Annotated in this window: 18 protein-coding genes; 8 read left to right on the plus strand and 10 right to left on the minus strand. The window is 68.5% G+C overall.

Annotated features, from left to right (window positions below):
- Positions 1 to 9: 9 nt before the first annotated feature.
- Positions 10 to 1188, plus strand: a complete 1179-nt coding sequence (locus HDA45_RS29055) for an epoxide hydrolase family protein (protein WP_184900629.1) — start codon at positions 10 to 12, stop codon at positions 1186 to 1188.
- A 1-nt stretch (position 1189) separates the two neighbouring features.
- Positions 1190 to 2281: a winged helix DNA-binding domain-containing protein gene (locus HDA45_RS29060; protein WP_184900631.1), complete on the plus strand. Its 1092-nt coding sequence runs from the start codon at positions 1190 to 1192 to the stop codon at positions 2279 to 2281.
- A gap of 195 nt (positions 2282 to 2476) precedes the next feature.
- Here HDA45_RS29060 and HDA45_RS29065 read toward each other — a convergent pair whose 3' ends face one another.
- A complete protein-coding gene (locus tag HDA45_RS29065) occupies positions 2477 to 3061 on the minus strand; it encodes a helix-turn-helix domain-containing protein (protein WP_184900633.1) in 585 nt (194 codons plus the stop codon).
- A gap of 103 nt (positions 3062 to 3164) precedes the next feature.
- Here HDA45_RS29065 and HDA45_RS29070 point away from each other — a divergent pair, with 103 nt between their 5' ends.
- Positions 3165 to 4544: an MFS transporter gene (locus HDA45_RS29070; protein ID WP_184900635.1), complete on the plus strand. Its 1380-nt coding sequence runs from the start codon at positions 3165 to 3167 to the stop codon at positions 4542 to 4544.
- A gap of 58 nt (positions 4545 to 4602) precedes the next feature.
- On the opposite strand, the gene HDA45_RS29075 is transcribed toward HDA45_RS29070, so the two are convergent.
- The 7 genes from HDA45_RS29075 to HDA45_RS29105 are packed head-to-tail and all read right to left on the minus strand — an operon-like array spanning position 4603 to position 12289.
- Complete coding sequence (locus HDA45_RS29075; protein WP_221471260.1) at positions 4603 to 5232, minus strand: putative glycolipid-binding domain-containing protein; 630 nt, start codon at positions 5230 to 5232, stop codon at positions 4603 to 4605.
- A 49-nt stretch (positions 5233 to 5281) separates the two neighbouring features.
- Positions 5282 to 5887, minus strand: coding sequence for a VOC family protein (locus HDA45_RS29080; protein WP_184900637.1), 606 nt, complete (start codon positions 5885 to 5887; stop codon positions 5282 to 5284).
- Positions 5888 to 5918: 31 nt separating this feature from the next.
- Positions 5919 to 6689: an ABC transporter ATP-binding protein gene (locus tag HDA45_RS29085; protein ID WP_184900639.1), complete on the minus strand. Its 771-nt coding sequence runs from the start codon at positions 6687 to 6689 to the stop codon at positions 5919 to 5921.
- The gene (locus HDA45_RS29090) at positions 6686 to 7720 is read right to left on the minus strand and encodes a FecCD family ABC transporter permease (protein ID WP_343072182.1); all 1035 of its coding nucleotides are present in this window, start codon (positions 7718 to 7720) and stop codon (positions 6686 to 6688) included. Before HDA45_RS29090 ends, HDA45_RS29085 begins: the two co-directional genes overlap by 4 nt.
- Entirely contained in the window at positions 7717 to 8694 is a 978-nt protein-coding gene (locus HDA45_RS29095) for an ABC transporter substrate-binding protein (protein WP_246481429.1), read from the minus strand. Before HDA45_RS29095 ends, HDA45_RS29090 begins: the two co-directional genes overlap by 4 nt.
- Before the next feature lie 44 nt (positions 8695 to 8738).
- Positions 8739 to 10484, minus strand: a complete 1746-nt coding sequence (locus HDA45_RS29100; protein ID WP_184900643.1) for an ABC transporter ATP-binding protein — start codon at positions 10482 to 10484, stop codon at positions 8739 to 8741.
- On the minus strand, positions 10481 to 12289 hold the full coding sequence (locus tag HDA45_RS29105; protein ID WP_246480826.1) for an ABC transporter ATP-binding protein: 1809 nt from the start codon (positions 12287 to 12289) through the stop codon (positions 10481 to 10483). The genes HDA45_RS29100 and HDA45_RS29105 overlap by 4 nt, the downstream gene beginning before the upstream one ends.
- A 78-nt stretch (positions 12290 to 12367) precedes the next feature.
- Between HDA45_RS29105 and HDA45_RS29110 the strand changes: the two genes are divergently transcribed.
- Both HDA45_RS29110 and HDA45_RS29115 read left to right on the plus strand, forming a co-directional pair.
- Entirely contained in the window at positions 12368 to 12991 is a 624-nt protein-coding gene (locus HDA45_RS29110) for a MerR family transcriptional regulator (RefSeq protein ID WP_221471261.1), read from the plus strand.
- A gap of 258 nt (positions 12992 to 13249) precedes the next feature.
- Positions 13250 to 13810, plus strand: coding sequence for a hypothetical protein (locus HDA45_RS29115; protein ID WP_246480828.1), 561 nt, complete (start codon positions 13250 to 13252; stop codon positions 13808 to 13810).
- A gap of 45 nt (positions 13811 to 13855) precedes the next feature.
- Here the strand turns inward: HDA45_RS29115 and HDA45_RS29120 are convergent, their stop codons facing one another.
- A complete protein-coding gene (locus HDA45_RS29120) occupies positions 13856 to 14407 on the minus strand; it encodes an ImmA/IrrE family metallo-endopeptidase (RefSeq protein WP_184900647.1) in 552 nt (183 codons plus the stop codon).
- Positions 14404 to 14913: a helix-turn-helix domain-containing protein gene (locus HDA45_RS29125; protein ID WP_221471262.1), complete on the minus strand. Its 510-nt coding sequence runs from the start codon at positions 14911 to 14913 to the stop codon at positions 14404 to 14406. Before HDA45_RS29125 ends, HDA45_RS29120 begins: the two co-directional genes overlap by 4 nt.
- 161 nt (positions 14914 to 15074) lie before the next feature.
- On the opposite strand from HDA45_RS29125, the gene HDA45_RS29130 reads away from it, so the two are divergent.
- Genes HDA45_RS29130 through HDA45_RS29140 form a run of 3 tightly spaced genes read left to right on the plus strand, consistent with a single transcriptional unit; the run spans position 15075 to position 16886 of the window.
- On the plus strand, positions 15075 to 15344 hold the full coding sequence (locus HDA45_RS29130; protein ID WP_184900649.1) for a multiubiquitin domain-containing protein: 270 nt from the start codon (positions 15075 to 15077) through the stop codon (positions 15342 to 15344).
- Complete coding sequence (locus tag HDA45_RS29135) at positions 15319 to 16503, plus strand: ThiF family adenylyltransferase (protein WP_184900651.1); 1185 nt, start codon at positions 15319 to 15321, stop codon at positions 16501 to 16503. Before HDA45_RS29130 ends, HDA45_RS29135 begins: the two co-directional genes overlap by 26 nt.
- Positions 16500 to 16886 carry a ubiquitination-like system serine protease family protein gene (locus HDA45_RS29140; RefSeq protein ID WP_184900653.1) on the plus strand — a complete coding sequence of 129 codons (387 nt, stop codon included), beginning with the start codon at positions 16500 to 16502 and terminating at the stop codon, positions 16884 to 16886. Before HDA45_RS29135 ends, HDA45_RS29140 begins: the two co-directional genes overlap by 4 nt.
- Positions 16887 to 17063 lie beyond the last annotated feature (177 nt).

Consider the following 17063-nt stretch of genomic DNA (forward strand, 5'->3'; position numbering starts at 1 on the left):
CGTGGTCTCATGACACAGGACATCCACCCGTTCTCGATCGACATCCCGCAGGCCGACCTCGACGACCTCGCCACGCGCCTGGCCGCCACCCGCTGGCCGAGCGAACTGCCGGATGTCGGCTGGAGCCGGGGTGTGCCCGCCGGCTACCTCGCCGGACTGGCCGAGTACTGGCGCACCGCGTTCGACTGGCGGGCGCAGGAGGCCGCGCTCAACGCGCATCCGCAGTTCGTCACCACCATCGACGGTCAGCGCCTGCACTTCCTCCACGTGCGCTCACCGGAGCCGGACGCCACGCCGCTGATCCTGCTGCACGGGTGGCCGGGCGGGGTGACCGACTTCCTCGACGTGATCGAACCGCTTTCGAACCCGCGGGCGCATGGGGGAGACCCGGCCGACGCCTTCCACCTGGTGATCCCGTCCTTGCCGGGGTTCGGGTTCTCCACGCCGCTGGCCGGCCCGGGGATGAGCGCCGCGAAGATGGCGGGGCTGTTCGCCCGGCTGATGGCCGCGCTCGGCTACGAGCGGTACGGCGTGCACGGCTACGACACGGGTTCGTGGGTCGCGCCGGAGATCGGCAAGCAGGATCCGGAGCACGTGCTCGGCGTGCACCTCACCGCGATGATCACGTTCCCGATCGGCGTCGACGGGGAAATGGACGATCTCCCCGAGGCCGACCAGCGTCGCTGGGCGTCGATGCAGAACTTCAACGACGGCTACCTGCAGTGCAACTCCAAGCGTCCGCAGACGGTGGCCTACGGCCTGCACGACTCGCCCGCCGGTCAGCTCGCGTGGATCGTGGAGAAGTTCAAGGAACTGACCATGCCCGAAGACGCGCTGCCCGAGGAATGCGTGGATCGCGACCGCATGCTCACCACGATCTCGCTGTACTGGTTCACCGGCACCGCCGGTTCGGCCGCCCAGATCTACTATGAGGAGATTTCGGCGAACGACTGGAGCGGCGGCGAATCCGGCGACTGGGGATCCGGCGACTGGAGCGGCGCCGCGGCGCCGACCGTGCCCACCGGCGTGCTCGTGTCCGCGCACGACGTGACCGTCCGTCGCTGGGCCGAGCGCGATCACCACGTCGTGCACTGGACCGAACTCGGCCACGGCGGGCACTTCCTCGCCATGGAGGCTCCCGCCGCGCTGGTCGACGACGTCCGCGTGTTCTTCCGGAAGGTGCGCTGAGATGGGCGCCCGCGGGACCGCGGTGCTGAGCCCGCGGGCGCTCAACCGCGCCCTTCTCAGCAGGCAACTTCTCCTCGGCCGTGTCGATCTCGGGGTGGCGGAGGCGACCGAGCACCTTTTCGGGCTGAACGCGCAGGACCCGGATCTCGCGTATTTCGCGCTCTGGAACCGGCTCGAACGCTTCACCATCCAGGACCTCACCGCCGCCATCGAACGCGGTGTCCTCGTTCGGTCCACGATGATGCGGGCCACCCAGCACCTGATGTCGGCCGCCGACTTCCGACTCGTCCGGCCGGTGCTGGCATCACTGCTGCGGCGGGTGCAGCGCAACGCCTTCGGTGGCCGCACCACCGGCGTCGACCTCGGCGAACTTGTCGCCGACGCGGCGGAGCTGCTCGAAGGCAGCGGTGTCCTCACCCGGCCCGAGCTGGGGCGGGCGCTCGCGCGGACCCGCCCGGGTGCCGACGCGCAGGCGCTCGGCTGGACCGTGCAGTACCTGCTCGCGCTGGTGCACCCCGCCCCGAGCGGAACGTGGGGCAAACGCGGCGCGACCCCGTTCGCTGTCTTTCCCGGTGTCCCCGAAGCCGCCACCACCGACGACGTGCGCGAGCTGATCCGGCGCTACCTCGCCGCGTTCGGGCCGGCCACCGTCGCCGACGCCCGGACCTGGTCCGGGGTGAGCGGACTGCGTGAGGTCTTCGAGCAGCTGCGGCCGGAACTGCGGACATACACCGACGAAGCGGGGCGCGAGCTGTTCGACCTGCCGGACCACGAGATCCCATCGCCGGACCTGCCCGTGCCCGTCCGGCTCCTCGCGGAGTTCGACGCGACCCTGCTCGCCCACGCCGACCGCACGCGCGTGATGACCGAGCCGATCCGGCGTCAGGTCTGCCAGGGCGCGGCGGTCGCGGCCACCGTGCTCGTCGACGGCACGGTGGCCGCGAGCTGGACGAAAGACCGCACCGGTGTGCTCACCGTCGCGCCGCTGCGCTCGATCTCCGCCGCCGACCGAGAGGCCATCGAAGCCGAAGCGCTGCGATTACTGGAGTTCGCCGCACCCGGCGCCGTTCACGACGTCCGGTTCAGCGGATAGCCCACAGAGGATCCGAGGCTTGTGAGGCGCCGCGCGGCGAGGTCAGCCCTGCCGGGCTCTTCGTGTTCGCTTCGGCGGTCGCCGGAAAAGTTCCCGGTGGGCGCCACACCTGTGTCGTTCACTTGCTGCGCAACAGTTTCCGCTACATCGGCCGTCGGCATCGGGATGCGATCGCCAAACCGGTCCGCACCGCGGCTAAGGCGCGTCCGGGTGCGGCGTCCCGGTAGGCGTTCGTGTGACGGCGTGATCACCGTGTGGGCCGAACAGGTGCAGGATTTCGACGGCCTGTTCGTTCGCCGGGCCGAACCAGTGGGGTTCCGTCGTGTCGAATTCGGCCACCTCGCCGGGGCCGAGGAGATGCTCGTGCTCGCCGATGATCAGCCGGAGCCGTCCGGCGAGGACGTAGAGCCATTCGTAGCCCTCGTGGGTGACCAGCCGTGGTTCCCGGGGTGCGAGGATCTGTTTGAAGACCTGGACGCGGCCCGGGTATTGGGTCAGGGGCACCACCACGCTGCCGCGCTCTTTGCGGTGCGGTGTGAGGTGGACGCGGGGATCGCCGGTCGCGGGTGCCGCGACGAGCTGGTCGAGCGCGACCCGGTAGGCGTGCGCGAGCGGGATGAGCAGGTCGAGGGTGGGGCGGCGTTTCCCGGTCTCGAGGCGCGAGAGCGTGCTGATCGACAGGCCGGTTTCCTCGGCGAGTGACTGGAGCGTGCGCTCGCGGTCACGCCGCAGCCGCTGCAGCCGGGGGCCGATGCCGTCGAGGATCTCGTCCACGTTCATGCCCCCATTTTGCGGTCATCGCAAAAATCCTGGCCGGTGGGCCGGCGAGGGACACACGATGGCGTGCCCGAGAACAGGCTCACCAGTGAGGAAACCGAGCGCCATGACCACGATCTCTTCGCCGCCACCCGCCACATTGAGTACCCGCCGCCGATGGACCGTGCTCGCGGTGTGCGCGGCGGCGATGTTCCTCATCGGCCTGGACACCACGATCGTGAATGTCGCGTTGCCGCGGATCGGGAGCGGCCTGCGGACCGGCACCCGTGGCCTGCAGTGGGTGATCGACGCCTACACGATCGTTTTCGCGAGCCTGCTCATCACCTCGGGCGCTCTCGCCGACCGGTTCGGACGCCGACGTGTATTCCAGATCGGCCTGGTGACCTTCGGGATCGCGTCCGTCCTGTGCGCCGCCGCGTCGTCGCCGGAACTTCTGATCGCGGCCAGAGCGCTGCAAGGGATCGGTGCGTCGATGCTGGGGCCGGTCGCGCTGGGGATCGTCGTGAACGCCATGACGGATCCGGGGGAGCGGGCCAAGGCGATCGGGATCTGGGCGGCGGTGTTCGGGCTGAGCATGGCGGCGGGACCGACTGTGGGCGGCGCGCTGCTGGAAGTACTCGATTGGCGCGCGGTGTTCTGGATCAACGCGCCCGTCGTCGCGACCGCCGTCGTACTGGTCGCTCTCGTCGTGCCGGAGTCGCGCAGCCCTCACCCTCGGCCGCTCGACCTGCCCGGTCAGTTCCTGCTCATCGTCTTGATCGGACTGGCCGTCGGAACGCTGATCGAGGCTCCGCGACTGGGTTGGGCGGAGGTGGGCGCGCTCTGTCTTCTGCTGGTGGTCACGGCGGTCGTTTTCGTCCGGGTGGAGTCACGCCGGAGTGCACCGCTGATCGATCCCGCGCTCTTCCGGACCCCGGCGTTCACCGGCTCGGTACTGGGCGCGGTCGTGGTGTTCGTCGCCCTGAGCACGACCCTGCTGCTGACGACGTTCTCCCTGCAGAACGCGCGGGGGTGGAGCCCCTTCGAAGCGGGTGCGGCGGTCCTGCCGTTGGCGGTCGGCGCCACCGTGTTCGCGCCGCTGTCCGGGATCCTCGTCGCGCGCACGGGGGCCCGCATGCCGCTGCTGTTCGCCGGTGTCCTCCTTGGTGCCGGCGGTGCCTGCCTGTTCTTCTTGAGCGAGAACACCGGCCTCGCCGGACTTCTCCTGGCCTACCTGCTCGTCGGTTCGGGCGTCGGGTTCGCGAACGCGCCCCTCACGAACATCGCCGTGAGCAGCCTGCCCCCGGAACGGGCCGGCGTCGCGGGAGGGACCACCTCGACCGCCCGTCAGGTCGGGGTGTCGATGGGCATAGCCGTCGCCGGTGGGCTGATCGCCGACGTCGCCCCGGCCGGGCTCGCCGCGGCGGCACGCCCCGGCTGGATGATCGTCGCGCTCTGCGGTGTCGCACTGATCGGCGTCGCGACGGTCGTCACGAGACGGCGATGAGGTTCGTCCGTCCGCTCGAAGCGGGCGGATGCCGCCGGACCGCCTGTGGTCAGGTGTCCTAACGCGGCTGGGGTGGTGGGACGCGGCGACCCAATTCCGGGTAGGTGAGTACGAAGCCGTGCTCATCGACTTCGAGTTCGCCTTCGAAGGCGCGGTGTGCGCCGATGTAGCGAACCAGCCCGGCCCCGTCTGCCGGTGCCCGTAGATGCTCGTAGCGCTGCCGGGAGGGGTGCACGCTCAGGTCGGGCACCGATACCCAGGCCATCAGGAAGTCGACTGCGCCGGGTTTCTTGTGGAGGTCGTGACGACGCAGCGGCATGACGTTGGTGAGCGGGGAACGTCCCAGGTCGCAGTCGAGAGCTCCCGTGACGGCTGCGGGGTCGCCGCCCGGATCCGGGAGATCCACCGTGCCCTGGTGCTCGGCGCCGATGGTCCATGTACCGTCGGGCAGGCGGGCGAGGTTCAGCTGACGGCTCCAGTTCTCCCCACGTGCGGTCACTTCGAGCCTGTCGGTCACGAAACCCTCGCCGACGGACAGCGAGTAGTCGAGACGGTAGGACAGCGGTGCCACGCCGATCTGAGTACCGGTCGCTGTCAGCGCGGTGTCCGACCATTCGACCTCGCTGACCTCCGCCCGCCACGAGTCCGCCCCGGTCCAGAACAGCATCCGCTTCATCCTGCTCATCATGCCAACACCGCGGACCGGGTGCAGGCGGCCGTCTTCTGTCAGGACCTGCTCACGCGGGCGTTTCCCAGGCGAATCCGTCGGGGTCGGTGAACGTTCCCGCGTCGCCGTGGAGCACCAGCCGGTGCGATCCGCTGCCGTCAGCGGGGATTCCGGCGACCTTGGCGAGCGCGCCACGCTTGGTGAGGCTGAGCCCCACTGGCCCCGTGCCGAACTCGACGTACTTGCGGCCGTAACTCTTGGCCACGGTGAAACCCTGGTCGGCGTAGAACTGCTTGCTCGCGCCCACGTCGGTCACGCCGAGCTGCAGCACGATCTCGTCGATCCGCCGCGTGGCCGATCCGGTGTCCTTTTTGGACGAAGACGCCACCGTCCAGATCGTGCCGTCCGGGGCCTGGAACGCCCCGCCGTAACCCCAGAGCGACTTCGCCGCCGGTTTCACCACGGTTGCGCCGGCGGCGGAGGCGTCGTCGATGATGCCGCGAACGGCGGCCGGCTGGGACACCACCAACGACAGAGTGAACCCGCGGAAACCGGCTGCCGGCGCTTCCGCCGCCCGGATGCGTACGCGGTCGTTGATTTCGAAGGCGGCGGCGTAGAACGCTTCGGCCGCCGAGGTATCGGCGACCTCGAGAGTGACGTAGTCGAGGGTCGACATGGCCGCGAGTCTAACGCCGAGGGCGGCCAGGCTACGGGGAGGCGGTGAAGGCGAGGAGGAGCTTTCCCGTGGTGGGGTGGGTCAGGCGTACGCATTCGACGCGGAAGACATCGCGGACGAGTTCGGGGGTGAGGATGTCGGCCGGGGCTCCGGTGGCGACGACACGTCCGGCGTCGAGGACGTACAGCCGGTCGCAGTAGGAGGCGGCGAGGTTGAGGTCGTGGAGCACGCAGAGAGTCGTGCGGCGGAGCGCCCGGATCAGTTCGAGAAGGTCCAACGCCGCGTGGATGTCGAGGTGATTGGTCGGCTCGTCGAGCAGCAGCAGCGGGCTTTCCTGGGCGATCGCGCGAGCGACGAGGACGCGCTGCTTTTCACCACCGGACAGCGTGCCGATCGGGCGTTCCCGGTGGCCGGGGAGCCCGACGAGGGTCAAGGCCTCGGTGACGGCCGCGCGCACCGCCGGGCCGGTGCGGTCGAAGGCGCCCTGCCACGGTGCCCTGCCCAGCGCGACGATGTCTTCGACGGTGTGGTCGAAGTCCGTGACCGGCTCCTGGTGGACCAGCGCGACCCGGCGGGCTATCTGCCGCTGGCTGAGCGTGCCGACGAGGTCCCCGTCGAGCGCCACTTCGCCGCCGACGGGGTCGACGGCACGGAAAACGGTGCGCAGCAACGTGGTCTTGCCACTGCCGTTGGGACCGACGAGGCCGACGCGTTCGCCGTCGCGGACCATCAGGTCGCAGCCGGCGGTGATCGGTGCGCCGCCGAGTTCGACGGTGACCCGGGTCAGTTCGAGCCGCGTCATCGTCCGGCCCTGGACCGGCGGAGCAACCACAGGAACAGCGGAGCACCGAGCACGGACGTGACGATCCCGACCGGCAGTTCCGCGGGCCGGACGATCACCCGGCACAGCAGATCCACCGCGACGAGGTAGATCGCGCCGGCGAGCACGGCGATCGGGAGCACGCGGCGGTGATCCGGGCCCACCGCCAGGCGGACGAAGTGCGGGATGACCAGACCGACGAACCCGACACCGCCGACGACCGCGACGAGGACCCCGGTCACCAGCGAAGCCGAAACAAGCAGCAGGAACCGCTGCCGGTGTACGGCGAAGCCGAGCGAAAGCGCGGTGTCGTCGCCGAGCACCATGGCGTTGAGAGCGCGGCCTTGGGTGAGGAGACAGGCACAGCCGATCAGCACCACCGCCGTCGGAATCGCGAGATTCGACCAGCCGGCTTCCCCGAGGGACCCGAGAAGCCAGAACATCACCGAACGGGTCTTGTCGGGATCGGCGGACTGGAAGATGACGAAACCGGTCAGTCCCGTGAACAAGTACGACAAGGTGACGCCCGCGAGGACCAGGCGGGTCGGTGAGTAGCGACCGTCCTGCCTGCCCAGCACGAGCACGGCGACGGTGGCCCCGAGCGCCCCGGCGAACGCAGCCGCCGAGGTGGAGAGACCGGCGAGGGCGGCGGAGCCGATCGTGATCGCGACCGCGGCCAGCAGCCCGGCTCCGGCCGACACACCGAGCACGTAGGGGTCCGCCAGGGGGTTGCGCACGGTGGCCTGCAGTACGGCGCCGACGACCGAGAGACCCGCCCCGACCACCACCGCGAGCAGGACCCGGGGGACCCGCAGGTTCCAGACGATCTGGTCGACGGCACCGGCCGCCGTCCTGCCGTCGCCGATCAGGCGGTGCCAGAGCACCTCACCCACCGTGGGCAGGTCGATGCCGACCGAGCCGAACGCGATCCCGAACGTCGTCATCGCCACCAGGACCGCGAACAGAGCGGGCACCAGCACCCAGGAGAACCGGGAATGCCTTGGCAGGTTCACTTCTCCTCGAAGGCTTCGGGGTGCAGGAAACGCGCGATCGTCTCGACCTGATACACCGGGCGGACCCCTGTCCTGGCGGAGTCTTCCGGTGCCACGACGTGAATCCGGTCGTTCTTCACGGCGGCGGTGGTCGGGAAGTGCCGTCTCACGTACTCCCGCGGGTCGGCGGTCGGGGTCGACGGGAAGAACAGGATCGCCTCCGGATCGGCCGCGGTGATCTCTTCCCTGCTCATCACGGTGAACGGTTTGCCGGGGTCGTCCCACAGGTTCCGCCCGCCCGCTCGCGTGACGATGTCGACGTCCAGCCCGCTGGTGAAGGCCCACAGATCCGAGCCGATCAGCGTGAGGTAGGCGACCTTGACCGGCTTCCGGCCCGCTGTGCGCTCGGCGACGTCGTCGAGCCTTCCCCGGAGACGGCCGATGAGGTCCCGGGCGCCGTCGGACGCGCCGAGCAGCCTGCCGAAGTTCTCGATCTCGGCGAAGGAGTCGGTGACCTTGGCCGCCACCGGGTTCTCGTCGCAGCCACTGGCCACGACGTAGGAGGCGGTGCCCGCTTCCCGCAGCTGCTCGATCGTGGGAGTGCCCTCCTGGCCGCTCAGGGTCCGGCCCTGCTCGGCGAGTACGAGATCGGCTTGCAAGGCGAGGAGCGCTTCGCGGCCCGGCAACGCGTCACCGATGTCGGGCAGGTGGCCGAGCCGGGCGGCGAACTGAGTGGCGGGCCGCGCGTGCACTCCGACGACTCCGGTGATGCGATCACCGGCACCCATCTCGAACAGGGTGTCGACCGACCCGGCGCCGACGACCACCACGCTCCGTGCGGGCGCGTCCAGCGCGACCGTGCGGCCGCACGACGGAACCTCGATCGTGCCTCCCGGACGGGCGGAGGGCGAACCGCCACCGCAGCCGGCCGTGGCGATCACGGCGCACGACGCCATCAGCAGCGCGACGGCGCCACGATGGCGGGCGAAGTCCATTTTGGACACTGTGGTTCCTCCTGAAACCTTCGAGTGGGCGGCGCTCACGGTGCCGTCGTCCCGATGCGCCAATGCCGCGCCTGGTCGTATTGCCCGCTGATGCGCGCGAAAGTCCCGCCTGTGCGCAGCAATTCAGCGGGCGTTCCGGTCTCCACGACCTGACCCGCGTCCAGCGAGACCACCTGGTCGGCCGCGGCCAGGGTGGCGGGCCGGTGCGCGATGACCAGCATCGTGCGGTCCGGGTCGGCGCCGAGATTGGCGATGGCCTGGGTGATCGCGGCCTCGTTCTCCGGATCGAGCGCGGAACTCGCCTCGTCCACGAGGACGACGCGTGCCCGCTTGAGCATCGCACGGGCGATCGCGACCCGTTGCCGTTCACCGCCGGACAGCTGGGCCCCGGCTTCGCCGACCCGCGTGTCCCACCCGCCGGGCAGACGTTCGATCACTTCGTCGAGCCGGGCCGCGCGGGCGACGTCGCGGAGCTCGTCCCAGGTCGCTTCGGGACGGGCGAGGCGAAGGTTGTGCTCGATGGTGTCGTCGAACAGGTAGACGTCCTGGAAGACGATGGCGATGTCGTCGAGCAGCACGGCCGGTTCGAGGTCGCGGACGTCGACGCCGCCGACGGACACGGTCCCCGCCTCCGCGTCGAAGAACCGGGCGATGAGCCGGGTCACGGTCGTCTTCCCGGAGCCCGATGGGCCGACCAGAGCGGTCGTGGAACCCGGCGGGCAGTACAGCGACACGTCCCGGAGAGCCGGGGCGGCGCCTCCGGGATAGGTGAAGGTGACGTGGGAGAGTTCGACGGAGGGCTCGCTGATCCCGCGGGCCGGTCCGGTCGGCGACGGCAGCGCGGGAGCGGCCAGGAGCTCCTCGATACGGGAGATCTTGTTGGTCATCGCCCTGAGCGCGCCGACGAGGTCGATGAGGTTGCCGAGTGGCTGCAGGAAACGGGCGGCCAGCACGAGCAGGACGATCGCTTCGGCGACTCCGACGCTTCCACCGAGCATGAGCCCGGCGACCAGAGCGAGCACCGCGACGAATCCCGCTGCCACCACTCCGGTGTAGGCGAAGAACGGTCGCCGCGCGCGGTCCATGCCCGCCCGGTAGGTCCTGCGGTGCTCGTCCAGCGCGGCGTGCATCCGCGGGGTGCCTTCGGCCTGCCCCGCGGCCCGCAGGACGGGCTGGGCTTGGCCGAGTTCGATCGCCCGGCCTGCCACCTCGGCGGACGCGCGTTCCAGTTCGACCTCGGCTTCGGTGGCGACGCGCGCGGCCCGCCGGAGGACGAACGAGGCGGCGAGCGCCGTCAGGCACAGCAGGCAAGCCACCCGCCACTCGACGAGCAGGACGATGATCGCGACCGTGCCGGGCAACACCGTCGAGGTGATGACCGGGTTGCCGATCACCACCGCCAGATGGGCGGCGTCGCCGATGTCCGCGGTCACCGCCCTCGCGAGCCGTGCTTTGTTCGCCGCGGTGAACCAGCCCAGCGGCAGCGTGCTCACGTGCCGAATCGCCCGCTTGCGCAATTGCGCGGCGAGCGCGCCGCCGGCGGCGTAGCCCACCGGGTCCGCGAGGACACTGAGCGTTCCGTAGATCAGCGCTCCGATCGCACCCGGCACCAGCCAGGGCGTGGCGGCGGCGACGTCGGGCTCGGGGCGCACGACGGCGTCCAGGGTCGGGATGAGCAGGCCCAGCAGCAGCCCTTGCAGGACGGCCTGCGCCGAGGTCAGCGACCACAGCCGGGCCAGCAGCCGCGGATCGGGCCACAGACCGTAGAGCCGGCGGATCATGCGGTGACCCCTTCCTGTGCGGCCCACATCCGGGCGTAGAGACCACCCTTGGCGAGAAGTTCGCTGTGGCGGCCCCGCTCGGCCAGCCGTCCGTTGTCGAGCACCAGAATCTGGTCGGCCCCGGCGATCGTGTGCAGCCGGTGCGCGATGACGAGCACCGTCTTGCCTGCCGTCAACCCGGCGAGCGCTTCCTGGACCGCGGCCTCACTGTCCGGGTCGAGCGCCGCGGTCGCCTCGTCCAGCACCACGATCGGCGCCCCGGACAGGATCGCCCGCGCGATCGTCAGCCGTTGGCGCTCACCGCCAGAGAGAGCACCCCCGCCCGCGTCGAGCGGGGTGTCGTATCCGGCGGGCAGGGCCTCGATCACGCCGTGGATCTGCGCGGCGATCGCGGCCCGGCGGACGTCCTCGTCGTCGGCGCCGGGCCGTCCGACCCGGACGTTCTCCGCCACGCTGTCTCGCAGTAACGCGACGTCCTGGAACACCAGCGACATCGACGCCAGCAGATCGGCCGACCGGATCGCGCGGATGTCGGTCCCGCCGATCCGGATCGCGCCCTCGGTCACGTCGTGGAAGCGCGGCAGCAGCCCGGCGAGGGTCGTCTTGCCCGCTCCCGACGGGCCCACGATCGCGGTCACCGTTCCCGGCGGGCAGACGGCACTGATCCGGTCCACCGCCAAGGTCACCCCGTCGTAGGAAAACGACACGTTGTCGAACTCGACCCCGTGACCCCGCGGTGTCTCCGGGACCCCGGGTTCCGGGAGCGGGCGGCGGGACAGCAGCCGTTCGATGTTGGCCGCCCCCATCCGGCCCTTGCGCACTCCTTGCGCGGCCGACACCGCGGGGAGGATCGACGTCGGCAACCCGACCGAGACGACCAGGAAGGCCACGAGGTCCGCCGCGGCGAGTGATCCGACGGCGATGAAGGCCAGCCCGGTGGCGGTCACGACGGTGAGGACGGCCATCTCCGAGCCGAACAGCCGCGTGCCCGCCGAGCTGTAGCGCACCTCTCTGACCCACGCGGCGAACGCTTCGGCGTATTCGTTCACGGCGTCGTCGTAGCGGCGAAGGACCTGTCCGCCGGTGCCGAACGCCTTCACCACCTGGATGCCGTCGGCGTACTCGACACTGGCCGCGCTGATCCGGCCTTCCGCGGCGATCAGCCGGTTCACGTGCGTTGTCATGGAGCGCATCGAGACGCGGTAGCTCAGTCCCATCAGACCCAGCACCGCCGTCACCGCCAGCGCCATCGGGACGTCGACGAAGAACAGGTAACCGCCCGCGGCGACCATCACCGTGATCGCTCCGGTCAGCTGTCCCAGAGCGTGCGCGATGACCTCGTGCATTTCCTCGAGATCGCCGGTCATGGCCCGTTTGACCCGGCCCGAGCCCGCGGACCGGAACCAGCCCATCGGCAGCGCGCCGAGGTGTCGCACGATCCGCACTCTCAGGTCGTGCACGATCGCCGCGTCCGCATAGTGCCCCAGGCGTGAGGACTGGACCAGGAGTACCAGCCACAGGGCCGCGCCGGCGGCTCCGATGCCCACCCAGGTCCAGACAGTGCTCGCCGCTCCTTCCGGAGTGGTGAGCACAGCCCGCGCCATCTCGGCGGCGGCGACGTAGGGCACGATCCCCGCGGCCGCGGACAGCGCCGACAACACGCCGCACGCGATCAGATGAGGCCGGATGGGTGCGAACAGGCGCCCCAGCGCCCCGGGTTTGGCGAGCCCGGCCGGTTCTTCCGTGTCCAGGCGGGTTTCCGGCTCGGCCGCGGAATCCACCCGGGTGTCGGTGGTCGTCCTCAAATCCCGACTCCTCGCTTAGGTTTGTCTAACCTCACTTCAATCCTGGATCTTCAAGAAGACTTGATGTCAAATGAGCGCATGAGCGATTCGCCGGGTGTCCCGATCGGCAAAGCGGCCGCTCTCTATGGCCTCGCACCGTCGGCGGTGCGGTGGTGGGAGTCCCAAGGCGTGCTTCCCGAGCCGCCTCGCGTCAATGGGCGGCGGGTGTACTCCGAGACCGAGTTGCGCCGCATCGGTCTCGCCTACTTGTGCTGCATGACCGGCGCGATGCCGCTGGAGAAGGCGGCCGTCGTGCTTTCCGGCAGCCGCAACGACGAATGGCGGAGCGTCGTGCGTAGCCACGCCGGGGTGATCGAGGAGAAGATCCGGCAGTTGCAGGGTGCTCACGAGTACCTGCGGCACCTCATGGAATGTCCTGACGACGACATCGTGGAGGAATGCTCGTGGCTCGACGGCGAGCTGATGCGGCGCACGCCACGCCGGCGGGCCGCCGCGCCGAGTCTCGTCGACGCGGCGGAGACGCTCCGAGCCGACGGCGGACGTGACGAAACCGGTGATGAAACCACCGCGTGGCCGTCTCGCTGCACCGTCTGCGGAGACCGATTCACCCAGCCCGCCGTGGGCAGGCGCCGCCGATACTGTTCACGCGCCTGTCAGCAGCGGCGCTACCGGCAGAAGACCCGCGTTTCTCCCCGGCCGTGAGCCGGGCAGCGCGGATGCTCTTGGGGGGTTCTCTTGAGGAGTGAGACAAAGGTGTCGGGAGCGCGATCTCCCCAAGAGTGAGGGGTGTGTGGAAATGGGGGAACCTCATTTGACCTTCGCGGATGGTCAATGTTCGACACTGCGTGGCACTGCCTGGCATGGCGGCGGAGGGGTTCAATCCGAGGGAGTCTGCAACTCGTCGGCGTTGACGGGTTTGTCCGGCTGCGGGGTCACGGGTAGACCACCTGGCCGGGTTGCATGGCTGGAGCAGACGATGTGACCCCATTTGGCGTGGCCGGGTCAATTCTCAAAGTGAGTTCCAACGAAAAAAACCGCCCTACCTCGGCTGATATGCCAGGTGGACGGTGTTTCGTCACTGTTGACCTTGGGGGAGCTTACTACAACACAAAACCCCAGGTAGAAGCCCTGGAGACGCTGCTCCGGAAGCTCCCCGACCCGTCCGAGCCCGCTCCGCCGCCCGTCGACCGGCCGAAACCGGGTCGTGCCCGGCAACTCGACGCCGTCCAGGTCAAGGACCTCATCGCTGGGTACCAAGCCGGAGCAACCGTGTACGAGCTGGGTACCCGGTTCGGCATCGAACGGCGGACGGTCAGCAACATCCTCAAACGATACGACGTACCGATGCGCCGCCGTGGACTCTTCCCCGAGCAGGTCGACGACGCCATCCACCTCTACAGCCTCGGCTGGTCACTAGCGCGAGTCGGCGAACACCTAGGCGTCGACCACACAACCGTGCTGACCAAACTCCGCGAACGCGGCGTCCCCACCCGCGACACCCACGGACGACCACGATCGTGAACCGATCAGTTCATATTTCGGATCGCTCCCACGTGGCGGGCGGGACTAGCGGGACATGGCTTGCTTGGCGACGCCAGTGGTGTTGTACCGGAAGCGCGCCATCTCGACGGTCACGTCGTACTGATTGGCGATCTGCTCGATCGAGGCTTGGCGCCGCGCAGCACTAAGAAGCAGAGGCCGAGGCAGGAGGAGTGTTCCCCCGAAGGCGGTGGCCTCTTCCTCTTCGTCCGGTTTGCAGGTCCGGAACGGCATCCCGTCGACTTCGCGGATCTCAGACAGATCGTGCTTGAGCATGACGTGCGCGAGTTCGTGCGCGATGTCACTGTTCTGGCGGCCAGTGTTGCGCAACGGGCTGACCACGATGATCTTGCGCTGCTCGATCTCGAAGGTGGCTGCGGAAAAAGCGAACGCTTGGAGGCGCTCCAGATCTTCAAGCTCTGTAACGTCTACAAGCTCACCCGAGTCAACGATCGAGACACTGAGGTGCTTGGCGAGGTCTCGCGGGTCAAGGCGATCGTGCGAGGCGAGACCCAGCTCCTTTCGGACCCTTGCCGCCTCTCGTTCGGCTTCAGCCTTGAACCCGCGGCGTAGCGTCACAGCTCCCCGCCGGCCACGCGAGCTGCCAACTTGTCGTGCATCTCACCGAGGAGCGAGTTGAGGCGATGGGGAACCCCAGGGCGAAGCACAGATGCGGCGCGCAGGTGACACGCCACTACCTGCCGCTGCGCCGGCGCCTTGGCAAGCACGTCGTACATGTTGCGGAGGACGTCCGCGATCTTCGAGGCGGCGTCCGGCGCCAACCGCGGATCGGCGGCGAGATGCGCGATCGCCTCGTCGATCGGGGCGACCTGGCGTTCGATAACGGGCGCAAAGAACTGCCCTGGGGAGACGCCGAGCCATGCGCACAGGAGGGTGAACGAGGTGAGGTCGGGCTGTGCGCCAGCTTCGACGCGGGTGAAGGTGCTGAAGCTGACACCCGCCTCGGCTGCGGCTTGGCGCAGGGACAACTTCCCGCGGCGCTCGCGGAGCATCTCGCCCAGCCGGGCGAGATCGAGCCCCTCCACGCTCGCAGAAGTGTCGGAGGCGCCTGTCACGTCGTCCATGTCGGGTTCGCCGACGCTGCGCAGTTCCGCTCCATGAGGTGAGCTTAGCGCGGAACTGCCGCCCTGGTGACACGACATGTCGTGTCTTGACAAGCGTGATGACGCTTTGCTGATACAGTTATGGCAAAGCCCTAGTAGGGGCTCTGACACAGGGAGGGGCTATGAGTCCCGGCAACAATCCTGGTCACGGCGAGCACACCGTGACGATCTTCGTCAACACCCGCGAGTTCCAGTGGGACAAGAAGGAGATCTCCTATGAGGAGGTCTACAACTTGGCGTTCCCGAACGAGCCGCTCAACGACGGAGACGTCGCGCGTATCGAGTACTCGCGCGGGCACAACGGCGGTGGGGCTGGCTCGCTCCAGCCCGGCGGCACCGTCAAGGTCAAGGAAAACATGGTCTTCGATGTCTACGTCACCGTTCGATCGTGATCCGTCGACTCGTCGACTACTCGACGAGGGCTACTGCCTCTCGTTCGAGGGCAACCACCTGATCGTCGAGCGTGTTCCGTACGTCACCGCCGCCAAGGCAGTGACGTACGGACGGCTCGCCTTGCCGGTCGTGTTCAGCGGCGACATCGTCCAGGACGGCTCCGGCGACCACAGGATCTGGTTCATCGGCGAGCAGCCCTGCGATCACCACGGGCAGCCGATCCCGGGTCCATCACCTGACGGTCACGCCATTACCCCGGAACTCAGCGCGAGTTTCATGATTTCCAGTAAACCGAAGAACGCCGGCGTCTACGCCAACACCTACGACAAGATCACCTCGTACGTGCGGATCCTGAGCCATCCCGCAAAGTCACTCGACCCGACTGTGACGGCGACGCCGGGTGCCGGCTGGACTGAGGTTCCAGACGACCTGCCGTTCGTGTACCCCGACACCGGCACCGCTCGCGCGGGTCTCGCTGAGATGAACGAGAAGTTCCGAGGCCACCGCATCGGCATCATCGGTCTGGGCGGCACCGGCAGTTTCATCCTCGACCAGGTGTCCAAGACCTGGGTCGACACCATCGACTTGTTCGACGGCGATGTGTTCGACAACCACAACGCCTACCGCGCTCCAGGTGCTGCCGACATCGAGGACCTCAAGTTGCGTCCGAACAAGGCCGAACACTTCGCCCGCGTCTACTCCCACATGCACACTGGTATCACCGCGCACCCGGACTTCATCACCGCCGACAACCTTGAACTCCTCGGCAACTGCACCTTCGTCTTCATGGCCGCCGCCGATGCGAACGACAAAACTGCGATCCTCGCTTGGCTCCACGAGCGAGACATCCCCACGATCGAAGTCGGCATGGGCATCCGAGACGAAGGTGGGCGCCTCTCTGGACTCTTGGCCGTCGTGAACCACTTCCCCGGCATGTCAGCCAGCGCGATTTCCACCGCGACCGGTAGGCCTGACGAGTACGACCGCAACATTCAGACCGCCGACCTCAACTGCCTCAACGCAATGCTCGCGGTCATCAACTGGAAGAAGTACCTCACGTACTACGCCGAACTCGAGTCGGTTGATGAGACCGTATACCGGATCTTCACGGGAACCATCCGCAACGGAATTGGGGATGCAGGGGAGGATGCAGTGTGAGGGAGACGCGGATCGTTCCCGAGTTCGTAACGTCGTTTCCCGCAGAACTGGAGCCGGGCCACCTCTACGTGTCCGCCCGGTTCTCCACCGCCGCACACCTGTGTGCCTGCGGTTGTGGTCGTGAGGTCATCACGCCCCTCTCGCCGGCTCAGTGGGTGCTCACGTTTGACGGCACGGTCACGATATGGCCATCGATCGGGAACTGGGCGTTGCCGTGCCAATCCCACTACGTCATCGATCGCGGCACGATCAAGTGGGCACGCAACTTCACCTGTGACGAGATCCAGCTCAACCGCGAGTCAGACCACCGCATCCTCGATGCCGTCCCTGCATCCCAGGGCCGTTGGTGGGGTCGCCTCCTTCGGCGTCTGACTGGTCACTGACACCAGCCGTGGCTGCGGCTACGAACAAGCGACCGACGTGAGCTGCGCGTGGCGTCCGCTTCCGCGCGCGGTGACGCCAACGGTATCGCCGAGATGTGCGCCACCGCAGGCGTTGCCGTGGTGTTCGTGTCAGAGATCAAGTGCCGTATTCAGAGGGCGACGTGGTGGGCAGGTCCG

This window comes from Amycolatopsis umgeniensis, from assembly GCF_014205155.1.
Lineage (GTDB): Bacteria > Actinomycetota > Actinomycetes > Mycobacteriales > Pseudonocardiaceae > Amycolatopsis > Amycolatopsis umgeniensis.

Coding starts and splice junctions, on each gene's coding strand:
- HDA45_RS29070 (WP_184900635.1), top strand. CDS start 3,165: ATGACCACGATCTCTTCGCCGCCACCCGCCACATTGAGTACCCGCCGC.
- HDA45_RS29100 (WP_184900643.1), bottom strand. CDS start 10,484: ATGATCCGCCGGCTCTACGGTCTGTGGCCCGATCCGCGGCTGCTGGCC.
- HDA45_RS29060 (WP_184900631.1), top strand. CDS start 1,190: ATGGGCGCCCGCGGGACCGCGGTGCTGAGCCCGCGGGCGCTCAACCGC.
- HDA45_RS29085 (WP_184900639.1), bottom strand. CDS start 6,689: ATGACGCGGCTCGAACTGACCCGGGTCACCGTCGAACTCGGCGGCGCA.
- HDA45_RS29125 (WP_221471262.1), bottom strand. CDS start 14,913: ATGGACGACGTGACAGGCGCCTCCGACACTTCTGCGAGCGTGGAGGGG.
- HDA45_RS29130 (WP_184900649.1), top strand. CDS start 15,075: ATGAGTCCCGGCAACAATCCTGGTCACGGCGAGCACACCGTGACGATC.
- HDA45_RS29075 (WP_221471260.1), bottom strand. CDS start 5,232: ATGATGAGCAGGATGAAGCGGATGCTGTTCTGGACCGGGGCGGACTCG.
- HDA45_RS29065 (WP_184900633.1), bottom strand. CDS start 3,061: ATGAACGTGGACGAGATCCTCGACGGCATCGGCCCCCGGCTGCAGCGG.
- HDA45_RS29135 (WP_184900651.1), top strand. CDS start 15,319: ATGTCTACGTCACCGTTCGATCGTGATCCGTCGACTCGTCGACTACTC.
- HDA45_RS29110 (WP_221471261.1), top strand. CDS start 12,368: ATGAGCGATTCGCCGGGTGTCCCGATCGGCAAAGCGGCCGCTCTCTAT.
- HDA45_RS29095 (WP_246481429.1), bottom strand. CDS start 8,694: ATGGACTTCGCCCGCCATCGTGGCGCCGTCGCGCTGCTGATGGCGTCG.
- HDA45_RS29055 (WP_184900629.1), top strand. CDS start 10: ATGACACAGGACATCCACCCGTTCTCGATCGACATCCCGCAGGCCGAC.
- HDA45_RS29080 (WP_184900637.1), bottom strand. CDS start 5,887: ATGTCGACCCTCGACTACGTCACTCTCGAGGTCGCCGATACCTCGGCG.
- HDA45_RS29115 (WP_246480828.1), top strand. CDS start 13,250: ATGGCTGGAGCAGACGATGTGACCCCATTTGGCGTGGCCGGGTCAATT.